This is a genomic window from Nonomuraea sp. NPDC049269, assembly GCF_043197155.1.
Taxonomy (GTDB): domain Bacteria; phylum Actinomycetota; class Actinomycetes; order Streptosporangiales; family Streptosporangiaceae; genus Nonomuraea.
Window position 1 is genome coordinate 86,042 of sequence record NZ_JBICSO010000009.1, and the last position, 20,350, is coordinate 106,391.

Annotated in this window: 21 protein-coding genes; 10 read left to right on the forward strand and 11 right to left on the reverse strand. The window is 68.9% G+C overall.

All coding sequences use genetic code 11. The features are described from left to right. Positions 1-19 precede the first annotated feature (19 nt). From ACGFNP_RS43565 to ACGFNP_RS43580, 4 genes are all read left to right on the forward strand, one after another. Complete coding sequence (locus ACGFNP_RS43565) at positions 20-1,099, forward strand: glycosyltransferase family 2 protein (protein ID WP_393328812.1); 1,080 nt, start codon at positions 20-22, stop codon at positions 1,097-1,099. Further along, positions 1,096-2,091: a lysylphosphatidylglycerol synthase domain-containing protein gene (locus ACGFNP_RS43570; RefSeq protein ID WP_393328814.1), complete on the forward strand. Its 996-nt coding sequence runs from the start codon at positions 1,096-1,098 to the stop codon at positions 2,089-2,091. Before ACGFNP_RS43565 ends, ACGFNP_RS43570 begins: the two co-directional genes overlap by 4 nt. 197 nt (positions 2,092-2,288) lie before the next feature. Next, complete coding sequence (locus ACGFNP_RS43575; protein ID WP_358321999.1) at positions 2,289-4,760, forward strand: hypothetical protein; 2,472 nt, start codon at positions 2,289-2,291, stop codon at positions 4,758-4,760. A gap of 80 nt (positions 4,761-4,840) precedes the next feature. Further along, positions 4,841-5,779, forward strand: coding sequence for a C39 family peptidase (locus ACGFNP_RS43580; protein ID WP_393328816.1), 939 nt, complete (start codon positions 4,841-4,843; stop codon positions 5,777-5,779). A gap of 87 nt (positions 5,780-5,866) precedes the next feature. Here ACGFNP_RS43580 and ACGFNP_RS43585 read toward each other — a convergent pair whose 3' ends face one another. Beyond that, positions 5,867-7,156, reverse strand: coding sequence for a dicarboxylate/amino acid:cation symporter (locus ACGFNP_RS43585; RefSeq protein WP_358322005.1), 1,290 nt, complete (start codon positions 7,154-7,156; stop codon positions 5,867-5,869). A 95-nt stretch (positions 7,157-7,251) separates the two neighbouring features. Further along, the gene (locus tag ACGFNP_RS43590; RefSeq protein WP_358322211.1) at positions 7,252-7,335 is read right to left on the reverse strand and encodes a putative leader peptide; all 84 of its coding nucleotides are present in this window, start codon (positions 7,333-7,335) and stop codon (positions 7,252-7,254) included. Between the two features lie 184 nt (positions 7,336-7,519). Here ACGFNP_RS43590 and ACGFNP_RS43595 point away from each other — a divergent pair, with 184 nt between their 5' ends. Then, complete coding sequence (locus tag ACGFNP_RS43595) at positions 7,520-8,131, forward strand: peptide deformylase (protein ID WP_393328818.1); 612 nt, start codon at positions 7,520-7,522, stop codon at positions 8,129-8,131. A 73-nt stretch (positions 8,132-8,204) separates the two neighbouring features. On the opposite strand, the gene ACGFNP_RS43600 is transcribed toward ACGFNP_RS43595, so the two are convergent. Next, entirely contained in the window at positions 8,205-9,476 is a 1,272-nt protein-coding gene (locus ACGFNP_RS43600; RefSeq protein ID WP_393328820.1) for a phosphatase PAP2 family protein, read from the reverse strand. 284 nt (positions 9,477-9,760) lie between these two features. Between ACGFNP_RS43600 and ACGFNP_RS43605 the strand changes: the two genes are divergently transcribed. Genes ACGFNP_RS43605 through ACGFNP_RS43615 form a run of 3 tightly spaced genes read left to right on the forward strand, consistent with a single transcriptional unit; the run spans position 9,761 to position 13,073 of the window. After that, a complete protein-coding gene (locus tag ACGFNP_RS43605; protein ID WP_393328822.1) occupies positions 9,761-11,089 on the forward strand; it encodes a cytochrome P450 in 1,329 nt (442 codons plus the stop codon). A gap of 43 nt (positions 11,090-11,132) precedes the next feature. Continuing rightward, positions 11,133-11,789 carry an HNH endonuclease family protein gene (locus tag ACGFNP_RS43610; protein ID WP_393328824.1) on the forward strand — a complete coding sequence of 219 codons (657 nt, stop codon included), beginning with the start codon at positions 11,133-11,135 and terminating at the stop codon, positions 11,787-11,789. Between the two features lie 48 nt (positions 11,790-11,837). Then, positions 11,838-13,073, forward strand: a complete 1,236-nt coding sequence (locus tag ACGFNP_RS43615) for a WD40 repeat domain-containing protein (protein ID WP_393328826.1) — start codon at positions 11,838-11,840, stop codon at positions 13,071-13,073. A gap of 17 nt (positions 13,074-13,090) precedes the next feature. Here the strand turns inward: ACGFNP_RS43615 and ACGFNP_RS43620 are convergent, their stop codons facing one another. From ACGFNP_RS43620 to ACGFNP_RS43635, 4 genes are all read right to left on the reverse strand, one after another. Beyond that, on the reverse strand, positions 13,091-13,576 hold the full coding sequence (locus ACGFNP_RS43620; protein WP_393328828.1) for a hypothetical protein: 486 nt from the start codon (positions 13,574-13,576) through the stop codon (positions 13,091-13,093). 135 nt (positions 13,577-13,711) lie between these two features. Beyond that, on the reverse strand, positions 13,712-14,986 hold the full coding sequence (locus ACGFNP_RS43625; RefSeq protein WP_358322025.1) for a cytochrome P450: 1,275 nt from the start codon (positions 14,984-14,986) through the stop codon (positions 13,712-13,714). 9 nt (positions 14,987-14,995) lie between these two features. Beyond that, the gene (locus ACGFNP_RS43630) at positions 14,996-15,187 is read right to left on the reverse strand and encodes a ferredoxin (protein WP_358322028.1); all 192 of its coding nucleotides are present in this window, start codon (positions 15,185-15,187) and stop codon (positions 14,996-14,998) included. After that, entirely contained in the window at positions 15,184-15,801 is a 618-nt protein-coding gene (locus tag ACGFNP_RS43635) for a helix-turn-helix domain-containing protein (RefSeq protein WP_358322031.1), read from the reverse strand. Before ACGFNP_RS43635 ends, ACGFNP_RS43630 begins: the two co-directional genes overlap by 4 nt. 215 nt (positions 15,802-16,016) lie before the next feature. Between ACGFNP_RS43635 and ACGFNP_RS43640 the strand changes: the two genes are divergently transcribed. Next, complete coding sequence (locus ACGFNP_RS43640; RefSeq protein ID WP_393328830.1) at positions 16,017-17,237, forward strand: hypothetical protein; 1,221 nt, start codon at positions 16,017-16,019, stop codon at positions 17,235-17,237. A 471-nt stretch (positions 17,238-17,708) separates the two neighbouring features. On the opposite strand, the gene ACGFNP_RS43645 is transcribed toward ACGFNP_RS43640, so the two are convergent. The 3 genes from ACGFNP_RS43645 to ACGFNP_RS43655 form a co-directional block, all read right to left on the reverse strand. Then, positions 17,709-17,918: a hypothetical protein gene (locus ACGFNP_RS43645; protein ID WP_393328832.1), complete on the reverse strand. Its 210-nt coding sequence runs from the start codon at positions 17,916-17,918 to the stop codon at positions 17,709-17,711. 56 nt (positions 17,919-17,974) lie between these two features. Next, positions 17,975-18,265, reverse strand: a complete 291-nt coding sequence (locus tag ACGFNP_RS43650) for a hypothetical protein (protein ID WP_393328834.1) — start codon at positions 18,263-18,265, stop codon at positions 17,975-17,977. Between the two features lie 446 nt (positions 18,266-18,711). Next, a complete protein-coding gene (locus ACGFNP_RS43655; RefSeq protein ID WP_393328836.1) occupies positions 18,712-19,020 on the reverse strand; it encodes an S-4TM family putative pore-forming effector in 309 nt (102 codons plus the stop codon). Here ACGFNP_RS43655 and ACGFNP_RS43660 point away from each other — a divergent pair. Then, positions 18,965-19,249: a hypothetical protein gene (locus tag ACGFNP_RS43660; RefSeq protein WP_393329367.1), complete on the forward strand. Its 285-nt coding sequence runs from the start codon at positions 18,965-18,967 to the stop codon at positions 19,247-19,249. The two genes, ACGFNP_RS43655 and ACGFNP_RS43660, sit on opposite strands and share 56 nt — an antisense overlap. A 604-nt stretch (positions 19,250-19,853) precedes the next feature. Here the strand turns inward: ACGFNP_RS43660 and ACGFNP_RS43665 are convergent. Next, a complete protein-coding gene (locus tag ACGFNP_RS43665) occupies positions 19,854-20,207 on the reverse strand; it encodes a hypothetical protein (protein WP_358322040.1) in 354 nt (117 codons plus the stop codon). Positions 20,208-20,350: the final 143 nt, after the last annotated feature.

Below are 20,350 nucleotides of genomic sequence, written 5' to 3' on the forward strand. Positions count from 1 at the left end.
CCGACGAAAGGGAACGGATATGCCTGACGAGATGGCCTGGCGGGGTGACGTCGCGGTCATCGTGCCGAACTACAACAAGCGCAAAACCCTGCGGGCCTGCCTGGAGTCGGTGTACGCGCAGACCTACCGCCCGGTCGAGGTCATCGTGGTCGACGACGTCAGCACCGACGGCTCGCTGGAGATAGCCCGGCGCTTCCCGTGCACGATCGTCGAGTCGCCACGCAACCAGGGGCCGGCGGGGGCCCGCAACCTCGGGGTGGCCGGCAGCACGGCTCCGCTGCTGTTCTTCGTCGACTCCGACACGGCACTCGCCCCTGACGCGATACGCAACGCGGTCAAGGCGTACCGGGAGACGCCGGACTGCGGCATGGTTCAGGGCATCTACGACATCGAGCCGCTGTACGACGACGGCCCGGTCGAACGCTATCGCGTTCTGTGCGAGCACTACGAGCGCAGCCAGACCACGGCGACGTTCCTGTCCTGCACCCTGATCCCGCGCCACGTCTTCGAGGAGGCGGGCGGGCTGGACGAACGGCTGCGCGACGGCGAGGACTTCGAGTTCGGCACGCGCGTCCCGGCCCGCTACCGGCTGGTCGTCACCACCTCCGTGGTCACCAAGGCCGACGACGAGGACCGGTTCTGGGGGTGCCTGACGGAGCGGTTCGTCCGGTCCACGACGCTGCCGGTGATCATGGTACGGGCGCGGCGGCTGCGGGGTGAGGGCAAGGTCGGCTTCCAGCTCAGCATGATCGGAACGGGCCAGAGCAAGCGCAAACCGCCCCGGGTCTCCTCCGCCTCGGCGACGGCCACGTTCCTCACCCTGCCGCTCGCGCTCGTCAGCCCCTGGCTGCTGGCCGTGCCGGCGGCGACGCTCGCGGTGTTCCTCTGGATGAACCGCGCCTTCATCGGCTTCGCCCGCCGCTACCGGGGCGCCCGCTTCGGGCTGTGGGTCGGCTGGATGCAGCTCTGCTTCCACACGGCCTTCTTCCTCGGCGCCAGCGTGGGGCTGCTGCGCGTCGCCTACGAGCTGAGCCGCCGGCGGGGAGAGCCGATCAGGACGGGCCTGTCCCCGGCACCGTCGGCCGGGACGCGCGAGTGAGATCGATCAGGCTGCCCCGGCTGCCGCGTCCGGTGAAGCTGGCGCTGGTCGCCGCGTTCGCCCTCGCCGTCGTGACCGCGATCGCGTGGACGATGTCCCGGCTGGACTGGAGCGTGGTCGGCGTCCTGCTCACCCAGCGCGACGCCGGGCAGATCAGCCTCCTGCTCGGCGGCTCGCTGCTGGCGAGCATGGCGGGACTGTCGCTCGGGTTCCTCGGCTGGCGCGTCGTGCTGCTGGAGATCGGCCCCCCGGTCAGCGAGCCGCGCGTGGTGCGGATCTTCTTCGTCGGCTTCCTGTCCAAGTACGTGCCCGGACGGGTGCCCGGCATGATCGCCACCGCCAAGGTGGCCACGGCCAACGGCGTCACCTTCGGCAGGCTGATGACCACGGCGGCGCTGGTCATGAGCCTGGTGCTGCTGAGCGGGTTCACGGTCGGGCTGCTCGCGGGCGTGCAGCTCCTGGGCGCGCGGGCGGCGTGGCTGGGCGGAGCCGCCGTGCTGATCGTGCTCGTCCTGGTGCGCCCGCAGATCGTCAACCAGGGCTCCGCGCTGTTGCTGCGGCTGCTGCGCCGCCCCTCCGCGGCCACGGCCGCCTCCGTCCGGGGAGTGCGGCTCGCGATCGTCTGGCAGAGCCTGTCATGGGTGGTCACCGGGCTGCACCTGTGGCCCCTGGCCATCGCGATGGGGGCGTCTCCGCCCCGCTCACTCATGCTGTGTGTCGGCGCGTTCACGCTCGCCACCTCGATCGGCATCGCCAGCGTGTTCATCCCCGACGGGATCGGCGTCCGCGAGGCGGTGCTCACGGCCGCGCTGACCGTGGTACTGCCCGCTCCGGCCGCCGCGGTGGTGGCCCTGGCCAGCCGTCTCATCTCCACTGTCAGCGAGGTACTGCTCGGTGCCGCCGCCCTCGCGACCGCCGAGTACCTCATCCGGCGCAGGCGGGCCGATTCGCCGGAGATCCCGCAGCCCGCGGCGTCGCCCCGGCACCCGTGAGCCTCATACTTCGGTGCCGCTGACACGTACAGGGCATTGACGCGCCACGTTCGCGAAGTTACGGTCATGACCGTAATCGAGCACAAACGAACACACCGTGGAGGTGGCGCTGTGCAGATTTCCGAGGAGGGCCCCTTAGCGTGGCGGATCAAGCCGCACGCCAGACGGCGGCCCGACCGCAGGACAGGCGGAGGCGCGTGAGGCGCGCCCTGCGCGGGGCGGTGGCGGTGGCGTTCCTCGTGACGCTGCTCGCGGCGCCGTTCGCACCGGCGTCCGCGGCCGACCTGCGGATCGCCAACGGAGGCTTCGACGACGGACTCACCGGCTGGAGCGGTTCGCACAGCCCCGGCGGCGTCGACGCCGTGGCCTGGGACGGGCGCACCACCGCGCGCGTCACCGACACCGACCCCGCTGCCGCCTACGGTAGGGAGAGCCTGCCGGGCCTGCCCGCCGCGGCGGGGACGCGCTACACCCTGAACGCCGTCGTCTGGGCCGACAGCGGCACGGCGCAGCTGTATCTGCGCTTCAGGGACGCCTCCGGCAAACTCCTGTCCGGTGGCGCGAACGCGGCGGTGACGGGCCGGCGGTGGAACCGCGTCACGGCCTCGGGGGTCGCGCCCACCGGCACGGCCACGGTCTCGGCCCTCATCTACTCAGGGGTGGCCGACGTGGGCACCGCCTACTGGGACGAGGTGCTGATCACCAAGGACGTGACCGATCTGGGCGTGCAGATCGAGAGCAGCGTGCCCAACGCCACCACGTTCGCGGGCGGAAGCGCGTACGCCCTCTACACCGGCACCGAAGACGCCAACCCGCAGCTCGCGGTGATCGACGTGGCCACCGAGAAGGTGACCCGGAAGATCACCATTCCCGACTCGGCGGACACGCCCACCGTCGGCGGCTGGGCGGCGGCCACGGCCACCGACGGCAGCGTCTACCTGGGCACCTATCCCAACTCCAAGCTCTACCGGCACGTCCCCGGCCAGTCCACGGTGACCGACCTCGGGCGGGCGGAAGGCGGCTACTCCTTCATCTGGGACCTGGAGCCAGGCGCGGGCGGGAAGGTGTACGGCGGCACCTACAACGACGGTCGCTACTTCAAGTACGACAACGGCGCCTTCACCACGATCGGGAGCGTGCCCATCGTGACCGGCGCGCAGTACGTGCGCAGCATCGCCCACGACCCGGCCGCCAACGCCACGTACCTGGGCACCGGCACGAACGCCGCGCTGGTCAGGTTCGACAACGTCACGGGGCGGGTGGACAGCCTGCTTCCGGCGGCCTACGCGCACAACTCCATGGTGGGCGGGCTCACCTGGACCGGCGGCAGGCTGTTCGCCTGGATCGACCGCACGCTGCTCGTCCTGCGTGTCGCCCGCAACGCCGACGGCTCGTACGCCGCCACCACCGACGCCGCGATCACCGACGTGGACCTGCACCACTCGCCGGCCCGCGACGGCAAGGTGTGGTTCGTCAAGGACGGCCTGCTGCACTCCTACGACGTGGCCACCGGATCCGTGCAGGCGACCTCCGTCCGGCCCGGACTCGACGTCACCGGCTACACCTGGGCCGACGGCACCCTGGTCGGCCTCGGCGCCGCCTCGGACGGCACCAGGATCTTCAAGTACGACACCGCGAGCGGCGCCTGGAGCAGCAGAGTCGTCGCCGGCACCCCCGTACTGCCCGCCGCGATCAACGCGCTCGGCGCGGGACCCGACGGCCGTGTCTACACCGGCGGCTACCTGACCGGCGGGACCGGCATCTACGACCCGCTGCGAGGCGACGGCGACGACAACCGGCCGGACACGAAGACCCTCAACGGGCTCAGCCAGACCGACAGCCTGCTGGCGCACAACGGCCTGCTCTACATCGGCGCCTATCCCTCGGCCAAGCTCTACAGCTACAACCCCGCAAGTCCCTGGCCGCCCACACTCCGGTACACCGGCGGCGAGGCGGGCGACAAAGCCGACGACTGCGAGCCGGGCAACGGGCCGCCGCCGCAGGACCGGCCGTACGCGCTCGCCGGCGGGCCGGACGGCACCGTCTACATGGGCACGGTGCCCAAGTACGGCAAGCGCAGCGGCGCCCTGACCATGTGGAAGGAGGGCACGGCCGGGCGGACGATCTGCGTGGTGCCGAACCAGGCCGTCGTCTCGCTGGCCTACGCGGGCGGAAAGGTGTTCGGCGGCACCTCCACGCGCGGCGCCCTGGGCGTCGACCCCGTCTACGCGCCGGGAGCGTCGGCCACGCTGTTCTCCTACGACCCGGCCACCGGTGCCGTGCGCCCGTATCCGCTCCCGTTGACGGCGCCCAAGGCCGTCACGGCCCTCACGGAGGTGGACGGCGAGCTCTGGGGCCTGGCGGGCGGCTCACTGCTCACCCTCGATCCGGCCCGGCCCGAGGCGATCACGGCGACGCGGTTGTTCCCCGACCCCGACTACGCCGCCAAGTCCAGTCTGGCCTGGCGTGACGGGGAACTGCTGACCGTGGCCCAGGATCCCGGCCACGTGTACGGCACGGCCGGCGACCAGATCTTCAAGATCGACAAGTCGACCAAGGCGCTGACCGTGCTGCTGACGGTCTCGGGTGCGGAAGGGCTGACGGCCGACGGCTTCGGCAACCTCTACTACAAGATCAACGAGCGGCTGTACCGGCTCGCCATCCATTAGCCCTGAGCATTTCGGCCTGAACCGATATACGAGGAAACATACCCGTGCAAAGAATGATCAGAGCGTTACTCACGATCCTGATGGGAACGGCACTCGCGGTCATCACCGTCCCGGCGCTCCCCGCGCAGGCGGGGATCTGGCACGAATACCCGACCACGCTGAACACCACCTGCAGCGAGACCCGCGTCCACAACGGCACCGCCTACCAGGTGTGCCTCGAGTTCAACGGCAACCGCACCCAGGTTCGCGCCGTCGCCTTCATCAATCCGGGCGCGTACACCAACTTCCAGGTCAACCTGCGGCTCTGGTTCGGCGGCGACGGTCCGGACATCTCGGACTCGTGCCCGACGATGACCACGAACGCCAGCCGGGCGTGCTACACCGCGTTCACCGACCTCAGGCGCCCCTACGTCGTCACCGAGGCCAAGTTCGGCATCGCGGGGACGTGGCAGCTCCCGGTACGGGCTCTGGACATGAGACTCTCCGCCAAGCAGCAGGAGCGCGGCAACTGGTGCGGCCCGGGCGCCGTGCAGACCACGCTCGCCACCATCGGCATCTCGGCTCCGCCGCAGTCGGAGCTGGCCGACAAGCTGCAGACGGGCGAGACACTGTTCGGCGCCACCATGCCGGGCAGGATCCCCGCCGTCATCAACTCCTACATCCCGGCCTCCGACTGGCAGTACAAGTGGGAGGAGATAGCGGTCTCCAACGGCCAGACGTATGAGGCGGGCATCAACCGGATCGTCACGTCCCTGTCGCGCGGCAGACCGGTGATGGTCCTCGTGATCCCCGGCAAACTGCCGTGGTGGAACAGCTCGACGCCCACCCTCCGGCACTATGTGACCATCACCGGTTACGGCGGTGTGGTCCACGCCGACGGCTCCGTCCATCCCACGACGTTCAAGGTCGCCGACCCGGCGGACGCCAGCGAGCACTCCATCGACGTGGACAAGCTCCTGCTGGACAACGCCAACCTCGCGTGGAACGGGATCGACAGCGCCGTCATCGTGCGAACCTGACCACCGGGAGCGCCTGCCGGAACATGAACAGACGGGGCGGCCCTCGCGTGGGCGGCCCCGTCTGCTGGTCAGGCTGGTCAGGCTTGGTCAGGCGATCGCTGGTTCGCCGGAGGTGCGCGGCGCGCTCGCCGGAGCCTCGTCGAGCGGCTGCGGCGGCGCGTTGAGCACCGCCTCGTCGATCCGGCCCTCACCACGGGCCACGAGGACCGGCACCACGATCTGTCCCGCGACGTTGGTCGCGGTGCGGATCATGTCGAGGATCGGGTCGATGGCCAGCAGCAGGCCGACGCCCTCGAGCGGCAGGCCCAGCGTGCTCAGCGTCAGCGTGAGCATGACGATCGCGCCGGTCAGACCGGCCGTCGCGGCCGAGCCGACGACGGAGACGAACGCGATGAGCAGGTACTCGCCGACGCCCAGGTGGACGTTGAACACCTGCGCCACGAAGATCGCCGCCAGCGCCGGGTAGATCGAGGCGCAGCCGTCCATCTTGGTGGTCGCACCGAACGGCACGGCGAAGGAGGCGTAGTCGCGGTCGACTCCCAGACGCTCGATCGTCACCTTCTGCGTCAGCGGCAGCGTGCCGACCGAGGAGCGGGAGACGAAGGCCAGCTCGATCGCGGGCCAGGCGTTGCGGAAGAACGTGATGGGGTTGACCTTGCCGACCAGCGAGAGCAGCGCCGGGTAGACGGCCAGCAGGACGATGAAGCAGCCGACGTAGACGCCGAGACCGAACTTCGCCAGCGGCGCGAGCAGGTCCCATCCGTAGGTGGCGACCGACTTGCCGATCAGGCCGGCGGTCCCGATGGGGGCCAGGCGGATGACCCACCACAGCGCCTTCTGGACCAGTTCGAGGATCGAGCGGCTGAAGGTGAGGAACGGCTCGGCCTTCTCGCCGATCGCGAGGGCCGCCGCACCGAGGACGATCCCCAGGAAGACGATCTGGAGGACGTTGAGCTCGGTGAACGCCGTGACGATGTTCGTCGGGATGATGCCGGTGAGGAAGTCGACCCAGGATCCGACGTGCTCGGGCGCCTTCGCGCCCGCCGTGCTCAGGGTGACGCCCTGACCGGGGTTGATGATCAAGCCGAGGCCGATGCCGACGATGACGGCGATCAGCCCGGTGGCCAGGAACCAGAACAGCGTCTTGCCCGCCAGCCGAGCCGCGCCGTTGACGTTGCGGAGGTTGGCGACGCTGACCACGACGGCGGTGAACACCAGCGGCGGCACTGCCAGCTTGAGCAGCTGGACGAAGATCGATCCGACTTCGGTCAGGGTGGTGGCCAGCCAGGCGAGGTCCCAGATGCGGGCGGCGAAGCCGAGGGCCACACCCACGACCAGGCCCAGCAGCAGCTGCAGGGAGAAAGAGAATCTCTTCACGATGAGGAAGGCTCCGAAAGACGGCATGCCTAAGAGGGCATGCAGAAAGGGGGTGGTACGGGGTCGAGGGGATCAAGCGCTACGTCAGAGCGCGATCAGCGACAGATGGACCCGGTCAGACGGCAGAGATCGATGTGCAGCCGCTCAACCAGCCACACCGACAGGACGGAAAACCTCACAATGCCTCTAAGTCGTATGAAAGGTGCATCATTCCGACTATAAGAGTGATCTCCTTCACAAATCAAGACCTTCCAGATCGGGAATGGGGACTTCGGCCCGGGCGTGGTCTACCGTCTGCTGAGCGACTACTGACCGATAGGATCCCTTGCGTATGGAACCCCAGTACGCCACCGGTGGCCCCCGATGAGCGGCGGCGAGGAGTTGGCCGAGCGGGTGCACGCCCTGTTGGCGGCGCCCCGCCCCTGGTCCATCACCCAGGCCGGCGACCCCGTGCTGCGCCGCACGACCGAGCCGTACGACGGCCAGCTCCCCGACGGCCTACTGCGCGAGCTGCTCGACGCGATGTTCCGGCACCTGCCGGGCGTCGGGGTGGGGCTCGCCGCGCCGCAGATCGGCATCCCGCTGGCGCTGGCCGTCATCGAGGACCCCGCCGACGTGCCGCCGGAGATCGCCACGGCGCGGGAGCGCGTGCCCCAGCCTCCGCTGGAACTCGTCAACCCCGTCGTCACCCCTCTGGAGTCCCGCTACCACGCGTTCTACGAGGGATGCCTGAGCGTCGAGGGGCTGACCGCCGTCGTGCCGCGCCACGCGCGGGTCCGGCTGTCGGCTCTCGACGGCGGCGGGCGCGCGTACGACGTGGAGCTGTCCGGCTGGCCGGCGCGGATCGCCCAGCACGAGACCGACCACCTGAACGGCGTCCTGTACCTCGATCGGGCCGAACCGCGCTCGCTGTCGACCGTCGGCAACTACGAGCGCTTCTGGGCTCCGCCGCAGGCCGAGCGCTCCCCGGGCTGACGGCCACCGACGTCCGGCATCCGCCCGCACCGAACCACACGAGCACGCGACCCCGGCGGCGTCGCCGGGGTCGTCACCTCTTCGGGCGGAAGTAGTGGCCGGCCATGTAGGCGGTGACCTGGCCGCCGATCTTCGCGCCCTGGACGTCGGCCGTGCGGGTATGGATGCCGCCCCACACGCGGGCGTTGACGACCTCGGCGAGCGCCTGCGAGAAGCCGCGGAAGTGCCGGGTGGTGCCCGAGTCGGCGCTGTACCCACTGAAGGAGATGTCGTCCCGGCCGAAGAAGTAGGCCAACGCCGACATGCTCGCGGCGGTGAAACAGGCATGTCCGGACGTGAAGTCGGGGTGCGGCGGCGTGACGAGCAGCGGCATCCAGTTGGGATCGGCCACCGTGTCCGGGTTGCCGTCGGTGTCGGCCAGCTGGATCGCGGTGACCGGCCGCCAGAAGCTCCACGCCGCCTTCTCGTTGAAGCAGGCGATCGTGGCGTCGGCTTCGGCCAGATCGACCATCGCGAACATCCGCGCCGTCTGGAGCGTGTTCAGTCGCTGCGTCGTCGCGAGCTGACGCTTGATCTCCCATTCGGCCAGATGCCGATCGTGCCAGAAAATCGCGGCCTGCGTCTGGTCGGCCGTCCTGAGCGTGCTGGTCGCCGAGCCGATCGTCTTGACCTCGTTGAAGTCCCGGGCGTACCGGCGGCTGGTGAGCGATGGCGGGCCGGACGTGCGGAACATGGACGCGCTGGGGATGAGGAACGGTTTGACGTAACCGACCCATGCCCCGTCGGAGGCGAAGGTGGGAGGCGCCGGGCGCCACTGGCCAGGCTGGGTGCCGACGGTCCAGGTCTGGCTGCCGAACGCCCCGTCGTTCTCCCGCGCGGCGATCATCGCGTCGGCCGCCTGCGCGCCCACGGTGATGCCGCGTCGTTTCGCGCCGCCATCGGGAATCGCGGCCAGCGACTCGTCGTACTGCGTCGTCAACCTCGCCCGCTGAGCCGGGAACAGCGCGTCCAGCACGCGGAAGGCCGCGGTCGCGACGGCCGCGTCCGTCGACTCGGCACCGTTGGCGGCCGGTGCGATCAAGTAGGGCTGGTAGGGAGTGCGGGCGATCGCGTTCACCGCGTCGTAAATGGCTCCGTGCACCATCGCGAAGCTGCGCGCCTGAACTTGCGGCTGCTGACCGGCGATGTCCCAGATCGCTGTCTGGGCGTTGCCGTCCCAGACGATGACGGAGTTACCCGAATCAGAGGCGTACGCGAACGACGAGCCGAGTCCGACCGGCGACCCGGCGGCGACGACTCCGGCGACGGCTAACCAAACGACCTTACGTCGTAGGCATTTCAGCACTGAAGCAACCTACTATGCGAGCCACAGCCGCTACAGCGGCCGATCGGTCGAAAGGTTGATAACGACATAGCCGAAAACAACCCCCGCCCATACATTCTGCGGCGACGATTGACCGGGCCAAAAACGTGATTCATAGTCACGTCATCCGGTTCGATCAGTGAGGACGGTGAGAAAGTCGTGCGACTGCTGCGTCAGGTGGCTGCCCGCCTTGTCGGCAAGGCTCGGGTCAGCGGCCGATACATCTACTGGCCCTACCACCACGGCAAGTAAACAGACCCCGTCAGTTGGACACGGCACGCCCACCAGGGCCTCGCGGCCACTGGCTGCTGGGCAACGTCGTCGCGTACGACAAGGACCGCATTTCTTTTCTCCGCCGCCACCATCGTGAATACGGCGACGTGTTCTCCTTCGACGAGCGGGTCGTCTTCACCATCGACCCGCGGCTCACCCATCAGGTTCTGACCGCCACCAATCACGACTACGTCACGGAGCTGACGCCGTTCGCCGGCTCGTCGGCGCTGCACGCGGCCGGCGAGATGATCAGCCCGTGGATGCGGGCGCGCCGCGTGGTGCGGCCCGCCCTGGGCGATGCCGCGGCCGCGGGCATGGACGGCCGGACAGTCGCGATTCTGGACGCCGTGCTCGACCGGACGGCGGGCCGCGACGTCGACGTGCTGCCGGTGATGCTCGACTTCGCCGGGCACGCCGTGGCCGACCTGTGCCTCGGCGAGGACGCGCCGGGCATCCCCGAGTTGCTCGCGGCCAACCACGCGGCGTTGCTGCCGTTCGAGGACGCCGACTACCAGCTCCCCGCGTGGGTTCCGTTGCCGCGCAACCGCAGATTCGCCCGCGTTCACCGCCGCACGATGGAGACGCTGACCCGGCTGGTCTCCGCCAGACGCGCCGAGCCCGCTCGGCGACGTGGCGTCGGCCGGGTCGCCGACCACGACGTCGACTTCTACCGCCCACATCGCGACCTGCTCGACGTACTGCTCAGCGCACATCCGACGATGACCGACAAATCGGTGACCACCACGTTGTGGAGCATCCTGATCGGCGGGCACGGCATTCCCGCGGCGGCGTTGACCTCCATCGTCCGCGAACTCGCCATCCGCCCGCGCCTGGCCGCCGACCTCGCGGACGAGGCCGGCCCGCCGGCCGGGGCCGCGCCGCACGGGCGGCTTCCGCTGGCCGAGGCCGTGGTCAAGGAGACCCTCCGGCTGTCTCCTCCGGCGTGGATGATGACCAGGGTCGCGCGTACCGCCATCACGCTCGGCGAGTGGCGGTTACGACCGGGAGACGAGGTGCTGTGCACTCCGTACCTGATCCACCGCGACCCTCGCTGGTGGTCTCAGCCGGACGAGTTCGACCCGGCTCGATGGGAGACGGCGCGGCCGGCGCCTGGCACGTACCTGCCGTTCGGGTCCGGCTCTCGCTACTGCCTCGGCGCCGCGGTGGCGATGCGCCAGCTCACCCTCACCACCTCCCGTATCGCCCAGCGCTTTCACCTACACGCGCCGAACGCGGTCGCCGCGGAACCCGAGTTCTGCGGACGCCTGGCACCGGCGGGCCTGCGGGCCGAGTTCCGCTTGGCGAGTAAGTCGCGTTCTTGAATATCACTGCCGTCGGCGGGGAGTGACTGGTATGGCTGGAACCATGATCTTCTTGAGGCGGCCGATCCAAGTCGCCGCACTCACCCTTCTGACCATCCCGATCGCCGCTGTCACCGCTCCCCCGCAGGCGTCCGCCGACGCCGGCAAGCGGCCACAAGCCGGCGCCGAGGCGGTGGCCCGCAGGATGCTGGCCCAGCTGAAAGTCGCCAGGCCCCTGTCGATCCGCGGTTACAGCCACCGGCGCTTCCAACCCCGATGGGCGCACCACAGGGGCAGGTGCGGGACACGAGAAGTGGTCCTGGCCCGTGACGGGCGACACGTGCGCAGGAACGCGGCCTGCCAGCCGGTCAAGGGCGTCTGGTACAGCCCGTACGACGGCAAGCGGCTGAAGAGCGAGAAGCAGGTGGACGTCGACCACGTCGTACCGCTGTCGTACGCCTGGCGCTCCGGCGCCAGTAAATGGAGCCAGGCGCGGCGGCGCGCGTTCGCCAACGACCTCACCCGCCCCGAGCTGATAGTGGTCAGCCATTCCGCCAACATCGCCAAGGGCGGCCAGGGGCCGCAGAGCTGGCGGCCGCCGCGCCGCGGCTATTGGTGCCGGTACGCCACCTCATGGATCACGGTGAAGCATCACTACCGGCTCTTCGTGACGCGGAAGGAGAAGGTGAGCTTGCTCAACATGCTCCGCACCTGCCGATGACAGTGATTCGCGACCTGCTCGGCATCGGAGGCCTCTACGATGCCGCGTGTGAATCGTGATCATATTCTCCTGACTCATCCCGGTACCTCGAAGCCCAAGTACCTGGAACTCCGGACCGATGGGGCCGAGCTGCACCGGAATTGGTGGACCGGCACCGGGAAGCCTCAGGGGCGCGCGAAGCCGTTCGATGATGCTCGCGCGGCGCGCGAGGCCCTGGAGAAGGTCGTCGCCGAGAAGATGCGTGACGGGTACGCCCTGCTCCGCGACGTCGCCGCGACCGCACCGGGCGACGTCGTCGCCCAGTGCGCGACGCGGGCGACGAACGGCGTCGTGACGACCGCCCTGCACCCGGACGGCCACACCGTCGCGGTCGCCCGCGGCATCCCCGGCCAGACCGGTCAGGCCGGCGCCGATGTGCAGACAGTGGACCTGCGGACCGGCGCCCGCCGGGTGCTGTACACCGAGGCGTATCAGTACTCACTCATCCATACCGTGGCCTTCGCACCGGACGGATCGCACCTGACGTTCACCGTCCGCAACACGAGCAGCATGGCGGAGGTGAGCTACACGGTGGCGCTCGCCACCGGCCATGTCCAGCCCCTGCCCCACACCCGACCAGGGTGGGACACGGCCCGCCGGCGGATGGTCGTGGTCGACAGCGATCATGCGCTGCGCGTGCTGGGCCCGGACGGCGGTTCGTGCCTCGATCTTCCAGCGGGCAAGCGCTTCCAGACCACCGCCGCGCTGTCGCCGTCGGGCCGGCTCCTCGGCCTCACCCACGACCCGGACAACCGCGATACGGACTATGACCTCGAGATCTGGGATGTCGACACCGGTCAGCGAGTGCTCGCCGCCCGGTTCCCCTACCCGGCGGGATTCCAGGGGATCAACCGCCGGTTCGACAAACTGGCGTTCGACAGGACCGAGCAGATCCTCGTCGCGAGCGGTGCGATGTCAGGGTGCTTCGGCGTCTCGGTGGATTCCGGCGCCCTGTGCTGGGCGATCGAGGACAAGCGGGACGGATTCGAGCGGTTTCAGGACTTCGCGCTGTCACCCAACGGGACCCTGCTCGCCGGGGCCCGCGATGGCGGCCCGGTCATCGTCCACGACGTCGCGACCGGACAGCCGCTGGAGCCGCGCTTCGCCGTACCCGGTAGATGGTCGGCCTGGTACCAGGCGGTTGGTTTCTCCGCCGACGGCCGGCTCCTGGCGGTCGCCGACTACCCCGGTCGCGTCACGGTGTTCCGGTTCGACGGCGTGGAGTTGACCAAGCCCGGCGGCTGACGGCCGGCACCTTGTCATCACCTACCGGCGACAAGCTCGGCCAGGTGGTGCAGCGAGTTGGTGAGATGCTCAGGGCCGAACGGCGGGAACTGGATGAACTCCCGTCTGAACTGCGGCACCGCCGACCAGTCGTAGGTGAGCGTGACCTCGGTCTCGGACGGACCGAGCGGCGCAAGGTCGTAACGCCAGATCCAGCCGCCGAACTCCAGATGACCGTCGCCCTTGTCATACCCCGTCAGCCAGCCGATGGCGCGCGGCGGGTCGAGCACCTGGACCTTGTTGACCACCTGGTAGTCACCGTCTGGATGCTTGGCGTGATACATGGCCATCCGGAAAATCTGCCCCACTTCGGTCAGCGGCGCCTGGTTGACAGCTTCCTGAACCCAACCGGTGCCATCGATCGCGGAATGGGCCGTCGGGTCCGCCAGCACCGCGAACACCTTCGCGGCGGGCACGGCGACGGTCAGGGTGGCGCTCACGATCTCCTGGTCCACGGTGTGCACGCTCCTTGCCAGGTGAGTGGCGACCGGCCCGTTGCCGGCCTCTCACCTTGGCTACGAACGCGCTCGACGCCATCCGACACACCCGCGGAAAAAATTTAGACGACCGCGTACGAGACGACAGGACCTACTCATCGATCACACCCCGATGCGGATCGGGAGGGTACGTGGCCCGCGGACTTGACCCGTCGCCCAGGTCACGGCCGCCGGGTCGGCCAGGTTGAAGGCCGGGATCCGCTCCAGCCAGACCTCCAGGGCGACCCGCAACTCCATGCGCGCCAGATGCGAGCCCACACAGCGGTGGATGCCCAGCCCGAACGCGACGTGCCGGTTCACCTCACGGTCGATGACGACTTCACCCGCCCGTTCGAACTGCGCGGGATCGCGGTTGGCCGCCGGGAACGACAGCAGGATCCAGTCGTCGGCCTTCATGTCGCCACCGCGCCACTGCATGTCCTCCTTGACCAGCCGCGCCATCGTGACCGGGGCGTAGGCCCGGAGGAACTCCTCCATCGCGGTCGGCAGCAGTCCAGGCTCGGCGACCAGGCGTTCGCGGTCGGCGGGAGTCTTGGCCAGGTGCCACAGCGACGCGCCGATCGCGCTCCACGTCGTGTCGATGCCGGCGATGAGCAGCAGCGCCATCGTGCCGGCCACGTGGGAGGGATCGAGCTTGTGGCCACCGAGCTCGGCGTTGATCAGGTAGGTGGTGAGGTCGTCACGCGGGTGGTCGACATGGTCGCGGATCTGCGTGAGCAGGTAGTCGAACAGCTTCTGCGCCCGGACGAGGCGTTCCTCCGGCGGCAGGTTGACCCCTTCGAGCGCGTTCTCGATGAACACCCGGAAGCGCGCCCCGTCCTCGGGCGGGAAGCCGAGCATCTCGGCGATGACCCGCATCGGAATGTGCTGGGCATAGTCACGGGCGGCGTCGACGACGTCCTGCCCCTCCAGCGCGTCGATGAGGGTGTGGCAGAACGCTCTGGTGGCCGCCTCCCGCTTGGCGACGGCGGACTTGGTGAACGCCGGCAGCAGCAACTTGCGCGCGTGGTGGTGGAAGGGCGGATCCGAGGAGATCGGCGGCGTACCCCCCACGGGCGCCATCTCGGGGGGCGGACGGAAGTTGCTCATGATGATCGCCCGGGACGAGAAGTGCTCGGTGTCGTAGGCGATGGCCGCCACGTCCTCGTAGCGGGTCGGCAGCCACCCGCCGCCGAACCGCTCGGTGTGCGCGATCGGGCAGCGCTCCCGCAGCTCGTCCTGGATGGGGTACGGGTCGGCCGCCCATTCGGGCTCGGCGTGGGAGAAGTCGGTCGCCCAGTCCGTGACCGGCCCAGTGATGATCTCGTTGCGGGCACCGTGGGACCGCTCTTCCAGCGTTTCCCGGTAGTCCTGGCCGAAGCGGTCGTCGACGGTCATGCGAGCCTCCTAGAGGATCTCTATCGCGCGTTCGGGACAGTTGGACGCCGCCAAGCGCGCCGCGCGCTCCTTGTCCGGCGGCACGACGCCTTCGCCGATGACCTGCCCGTAGCCCTCGTCGTCCTCACCGAACAGGTCGGGGGCGAGGTCGTAGCAGCGACCGTGCCCCTGGCATCGCTCGGAGCTGATCCGCACTTTCACTGTTGTGCTCCCCTTTGTGCTGTGGGCTCGGTGGGCGCGAGCGCGGCGACGACACGGGTGAGCAGCGCGGTCCACTCCTCGTCATTCACCGCGTGCAGATCCGGGCTGATGAGCGCGCTGCCCATCGCGATCAGGAGGCAGAAGTGGGCGAGCGCGTTCGGCGACAGCGCGGGGTCGAGCTCGCCACCGCTCTCGGCGACCCCCACGAGCCCGGCGAGCCAGTCAGCGCGCTCGCCGACGTAGTCACGCATCGGCTGGGCGACCTCCTCGTCGCGGCGGGCCGCGACCAACGCCTCGACGATGAGATACCCGCAGGCTTCGCGACGGCGAGGCAGCCGGCGGCCGACGGCGACGAGCAGCTCCGCGATCGACCGGTCGGGATCGGCGGCGAACAGGTCCGCCATCAGTCGAGGCCCGTGCGCGCGCAGCGCGGCCACCATCAGCTCGGCCTTCGACCCGAAGTGCGCATACAACGCGCCGTTGCTCACTCCCGCGGCCGCGGCGATGTCGGCCACACGCGTGCCTTCGTACCCGCGCTCGGCGAACACCTCGGCGGCGGCTTGCAGCAGCCGCACCCGCGTCTCAGCGGCGGTGACGCCAGCGATACGCCCCATGAGTGAATTAAAAGACCATTCATTTGATTCGTCAACGGCCAGGTGGAGCTGGTGCACCTCGGCCTACTTCGGGTGTCTGTCCGCTTTGTGCCGGGGATACAGGTGACCCGCATGCGGTCGAGTTTCAAGGTCACGCATTTCGCGGTGGCCCGCCGAGGCGCTGTCCGTCAATCTATCCCGGCCCCCGGCAGGACTTCCGCTGTAGCGTGATCCGGATGCGAGCCATCCTCCCACTGCTCTTAGCCATCTTCCTCGGGCTCACGGCCTGTTCCCCCGCTCCTGCTCCCGCTGCCGGCGCGGCCCCGCTCCCCACCTGCGCCAGGACCTCGACTCCTGCCCCTGCCCCGGCCAAGGGGACGACCGCCAAGGAGGGATGGCGGATGATCGCCACGCTCGCGGACAACACCACGTTGAACGACGTGGTCGCCTTGGAGGACGGCACCGTTTGGGTGGTCGGCACGAAATCCCTGCCCCCCGAACCCCACTGCCCCACAGCAGTCGGGGTGGTGTGGCGCAACGACGGCACGACCTGGCAGGAAATTCCCGCCCCTGCCTGCGCCGAGACGCTCACCCAAGTGACCGCCTCCCCTGAGGGGACCGTCTGGGTGACGGGGAAGAACGAGGGAAAACCGGTGATCGGGGGGTTCGTCACGGAGCCGCCCTGCATGGCACGGTGGAACGGCGGTGACGGGGCGGCGGGCAAGTGGGCGGAGACCAAGTTGGAGGGAGAGCCGGGCACCGCAGCGGCGACGGCGGGCGACGAGCTCTGGCTTCTGACCCGGTTGGAGCAGCAGGAGAGGTCCGTGCTCACACAGTGGACCGCAGGAAGGCCGAGCATACGGAAGCTGGAGATGGAACCGGCTGCTGTCGCGGCGGGCGGGGACGGCGAGGTGTGGGTTGCCGGCACCAGGCCGGGTGCCGAGGAAGACCACTCAGCCAAGAGGTGGGCGCCGAGGCTCGCTCGCTGGGACGGCGTGCGCTGGCACGACCTCCCCTCACCTCAGATCCCTCTGCCGCGAATCCCCTACGCCGACCAGTATGAGCCGCAGCCGTCGCTGAGCATCTCCGACCTCGCGGTGCTCGGCCCGCGCGAGGTATGGGTGGCAGGTCAGCTCGTTTGGTGCGGACAGGACTGCGACGACTTCCACGTCCAGCCACTCCTGATGCGCTGGAACGGATCCGGCTGGTCGTGGCGGTTCGGCGCGGCGGAAGACGAGCCCCAGGGCCGCGAACTGGTCCCCGACGGCCGTGGCGGATTGTGGCTGAACAACTGGCCGGCGCGGCGGCTCACGCATGTGTCCGGCCGGCAGCGGACCACCCTACGGCTGCCGGCGGACCTGGCGGCGATCGCCCGGCAGCCCGATTCCACCACGGTCTGGGGCGTGGGAAACGACGACGGACTCGCCGTGGTGTGGACGACCGGACGAGACACCTGACAGCCGGGGTCTGCACCCACCCCGAAACCGTCGTGCCAACGTCATGATCACCCTGCAGCACCTTCGTCGGCTGGTCCTTGGCGCCGCGGCACCCGGCGCCTACTGACCACGCAGGGCTTGGATCGTACTGTCATTTTGAACGTCGTTCAGTCGAACAAATGAGATGCTGATCTAAATGACAGTGCCCAGGTCAGCCCGCAGGCTCCGATGTCATGTTCAGTGACGCCAGACAACCTCTGTCCGGACGCCTTGACGTTGGCAGTAGCGCCTTGTACTACTGTCCGTTCCCATCCAAGGTGACGTGTCTCATGTCGCTGAGCACGCTAGTTGGCCGATCTGAGACCGTAGTTGGCCTCGGACCTTCAACCAGGTGCCCCCAAAATGGGCCAGCGGCGATCCGGCAGATCGTACGCTTGCTTGCGCCCGATTTGCCTGGCAGGAATGGCTGTCCCATGTCGGGCAGGACTTCCCCTACGCCCTGCCAGGTGAATGAGCTGGTGGCGCTTCGGTTCGAAAGGTGTGGTGCGGGACAAGCCCGGCGGAGCGTGGCCGGAGGTCGAGGACGGTGGCCGTGGTGGTCAGTTCGAAGGCCTGGCGGGCGGCCTGCTCGTCGCAGATCGTGAGGTAAGCGTCGACGATGATCGTCTCGGGACCCATCTGGGTCGTGGCCGGCGCAGGCATACCGTCGGCATCTCGCACCACGTTGCCGGCAACGACCTATGCGGCAACCTGGGAGATCAGCATCCACTGATCGATGGCGGTATCCTGCTGCCAGTCCGCCATCCCGTCGACAGGCCGAACCGGCCGTTCAGGTAGCCCTCGGCCTGGGACACGGTCGACCTCCCTCGCAGCCGGAGTTCAACCACGGTGAACGGCTTGACCAGGTGGGCGTAGCCGCCCGCGACTCGCGCCTTGTCAACGGGGTCGCGCTGGAAGAAGGCGGCGAGGACCCTGATCGGTGCCAGTCGCTCGGCGTGGATCCGCGCGGCGGCGCCGATCCCGTCACAGATCGGCAGCTTGATGTCCATGATCACGATATCGGGAAGCCAACGGCCTGGCGAGGTAGACCGCAGTCTCGCCGTCGCCCGCCTGGTAGCCGTCGTCGGTGAGCAGCTCAGCGAGGTCCAGCCGGATCAGGGGGTTCGTCCTCGACGATGAGGATTTGCGGCCGCCTGCAAATCGCACCTCCTGGGGCGTTTCGCCGGACGATATGCGGTCCGCAGTCCCGTTAGGCCGCGCCCATAAGGACGAGCCTGTCAGGGGGACGGTAGCCATTGGCCGCCGCCGGGCGCCCGCACCCACACCTCCGGCGGCCCAATGACCGAATGGGCGTCGAGTGCACGTCAGGCATCGACGTCAAGGCCGGCCCTCGGTAGCGAGGCGTGCGCGAATCCGAAGCTAATGATCACGAACTGTGCTTGCTTGGCAGGCTCAGGTGCGGAAGGGGTGCCGGGGTGTGACTGCTTGCCTCCCTTTAACCAGAGTCGGCAGCCTCGTCGAGGAGGGCTTGAGTGCTCGTCGAGGATCGTGTGCGGCGGAGACGGTAGAAGAAGCCGGGGACTCGTGGCCCGTCGCGGCGTAGCAGGAAGGCGGCGTCCTGGATCTGGCGACATTCCGTTACAGGCAGGGGGTCATACGACCGGGATATGGAAAACGGAGGCTTCCCATTCCCGACGATCAGTGCTGATCTGAAGGTGTCCTCCCACCCCGGCCGTCGAGGAGCCTCCGTGAAGATCCGTGATTTATCCGCCGCAGCCCTGCTCGCGACAGCTCTGGGCGCCACCGTCCTGGCCGGCGCCGCACCCGCGTCCGCCTCGGCCGCAAGGCACGTCCTGGCGCCGCTGCCGCCGGACTGGTATTACTCCAGTCACTACACGACCATGGACGACTGCGAAGTGGGCCTCCTGGACGCCGCCGAGAACGGCCAGTACACCGGGCTCGCCTCCTGCCGCTGGTACGAAGGTGACCGGTACCGTCAGGCGGGCTACTACTTCCTCATCTACATCCCCTGAACCGTAGGTGAACAGGGCGTCTGCGGCCGGGCCGCGGACGTCTCTCGGCTCCAGGAAGCTCCATGCCAAGGCGCCCGCTTCGACGCCCCACGCAGCAGTTCCTCCTCCCTGGCCAGCAGCTGCGATCGTTGTCTGGACAACGGTGCCGCAGGTGCACCTCCATGTCCTTGATCCATCGGGACGTCTGCTCGCCCTCGGCGCAGGTGTTCTCGATGCGCTGGTGCTTCATCACATCGGTGATGATGTTGTCGAAGAACGTGTCGACGAACCACCGCGTGTCCACTTCCGGCAGCCTGACGCGTGCGGAGACGCCGATGTCGGCGAGTTCGCGGGAGAAGACGTCCAGGGCCCGCCGGGCGTGCCAGGCGACCTCGTCGGCGAAGCGCAGCCGGTTGTGCTCGACGGGCGTCGGCGATCAGGCCGCCTCCCAAAAGGTCCCAAGTGGAGGCGCCCTTGGCCGAGCCGAGGAAGCCGAGCACTTGGGCCAGCGCGTGGAGCGCGGCCTGTCCGACCTGGTAGATCGCCCGCGCGTCCGCACCTCTCAGATGACGATCGGACGGCCCCGGACGTTCCAGCCGGACGGTCACCGGAGGCACAGGGCGTCTCAGCCCGTCGTCAGCACCAGTACCGCCTTCTTCTTGGACACCGACAGGTCGTAGATGAGGATGCCGTTGATCGTGCTCGATCCGCCTTCGTCGAAGTACCCCGAGCCTCGCACGCCCGGCCCGCTGTCCTTCACGTAGACGCGGCCGGCCTTGAAGGAGAGGGTCAGCCTGGTGATGCCGAAGCTGGGGTCGACCGGGAACGAGACCTTCTTGGTGATGGTGATCTTGCAGTTGCCGTCGTAGCAGGCACGCAGGTTGGGCTTGGCGGCGGCGAAGGCGGCGGGAGCGACGGCGGGGACGAGAGAGAGGGACGCGGCCACCGCCAGGGCGGCGATCCTGATCGTGGCGGACATGATCCTCCTTGAGTTCCGCTTGCGGATGGGACGGAATGTCCTGAGCGCGCCCAGTATGCGCCCATTCCTCGGGGACCGGTCCCGGAGCGGTGGGCGGGGTGGGCGCTGCTCCTCTTCGCGCTGGACTCAGCGAGCTTGATCAG

What these genes read in the sequence shown, in the direction of transcription:
- ACGFNP_RS43595 (WP_393328818.1), top strand. Translation starts at nt 7,520, where the DNA reads ATGAGCGGCGGCGAGGAGTTGGCCGAGCGGGTGCACGCCCTGTTGGCG.
- ACGFNP_RS43625 (WP_358322025.1), bottom strand. Translation starts at nt 14,986, where the DNA reads ATGACCGTCGACGACCGCTTCGGCCAGGACTACCGGGAAACGCTGGAA.
- ACGFNP_RS43635 (WP_358322031.1), bottom strand. Translation starts at nt 15,801, where the DNA reads ATGGGGCGTATCGCTGGCGTCACCGCCGCTGAGACGCGGGTGCGGCTG.
- ACGFNP_RS43645 (WP_393328832.1), bottom strand. Translation starts at nt 17,918, where the DNA reads ATGCCTGCGCCGGCCACGACCCAGATGGGTCCCGAGACGATCATCGTC.
- ACGFNP_RS43580 (WP_393328816.1), top strand. Translation starts at nt 4,841, where the DNA reads ATGGGAACGGCACTCGCGGTCATCACCGTCCCGGCGCTCCCCGCGCAG.
- ACGFNP_RS43665 (WP_358322040.1), bottom strand. Translation starts at nt 20,207, where the DNA reads ATGTCCGCCACGATCAGGATCGCCGCCCTGGCGGTGGCCGCGTCCCTC.
- ACGFNP_RS43650 (WP_393328834.1), bottom strand. Translation starts at nt 18,265, where the DNA reads ATGGACATCAAGCTGCCGATCTGTGACGGGATCGGCGCCGCCGCGCGG.
- ACGFNP_RS43610 (WP_393328824.1), top strand. Translation starts at nt 11,133, where the DNA reads ATGATCTTCTTGAGGCGGCCGATCCAAGTCGCCGCACTCACCCTTCTG.
- ACGFNP_RS43565 (WP_393328812.1), top strand. Translation starts at nt 20, where the DNA reads ATGCCTGACGAGATGGCCTGGCGGGGTGACGTCGCGGTCATCGTGCCG.
- ACGFNP_RS43640 (WP_393328830.1), top strand. Translation starts at nt 16,017, where the DNA reads ATGCGAGCCATCCTCCCACTGCTCTTAGCCATCTTCCTCGGGCTCACG.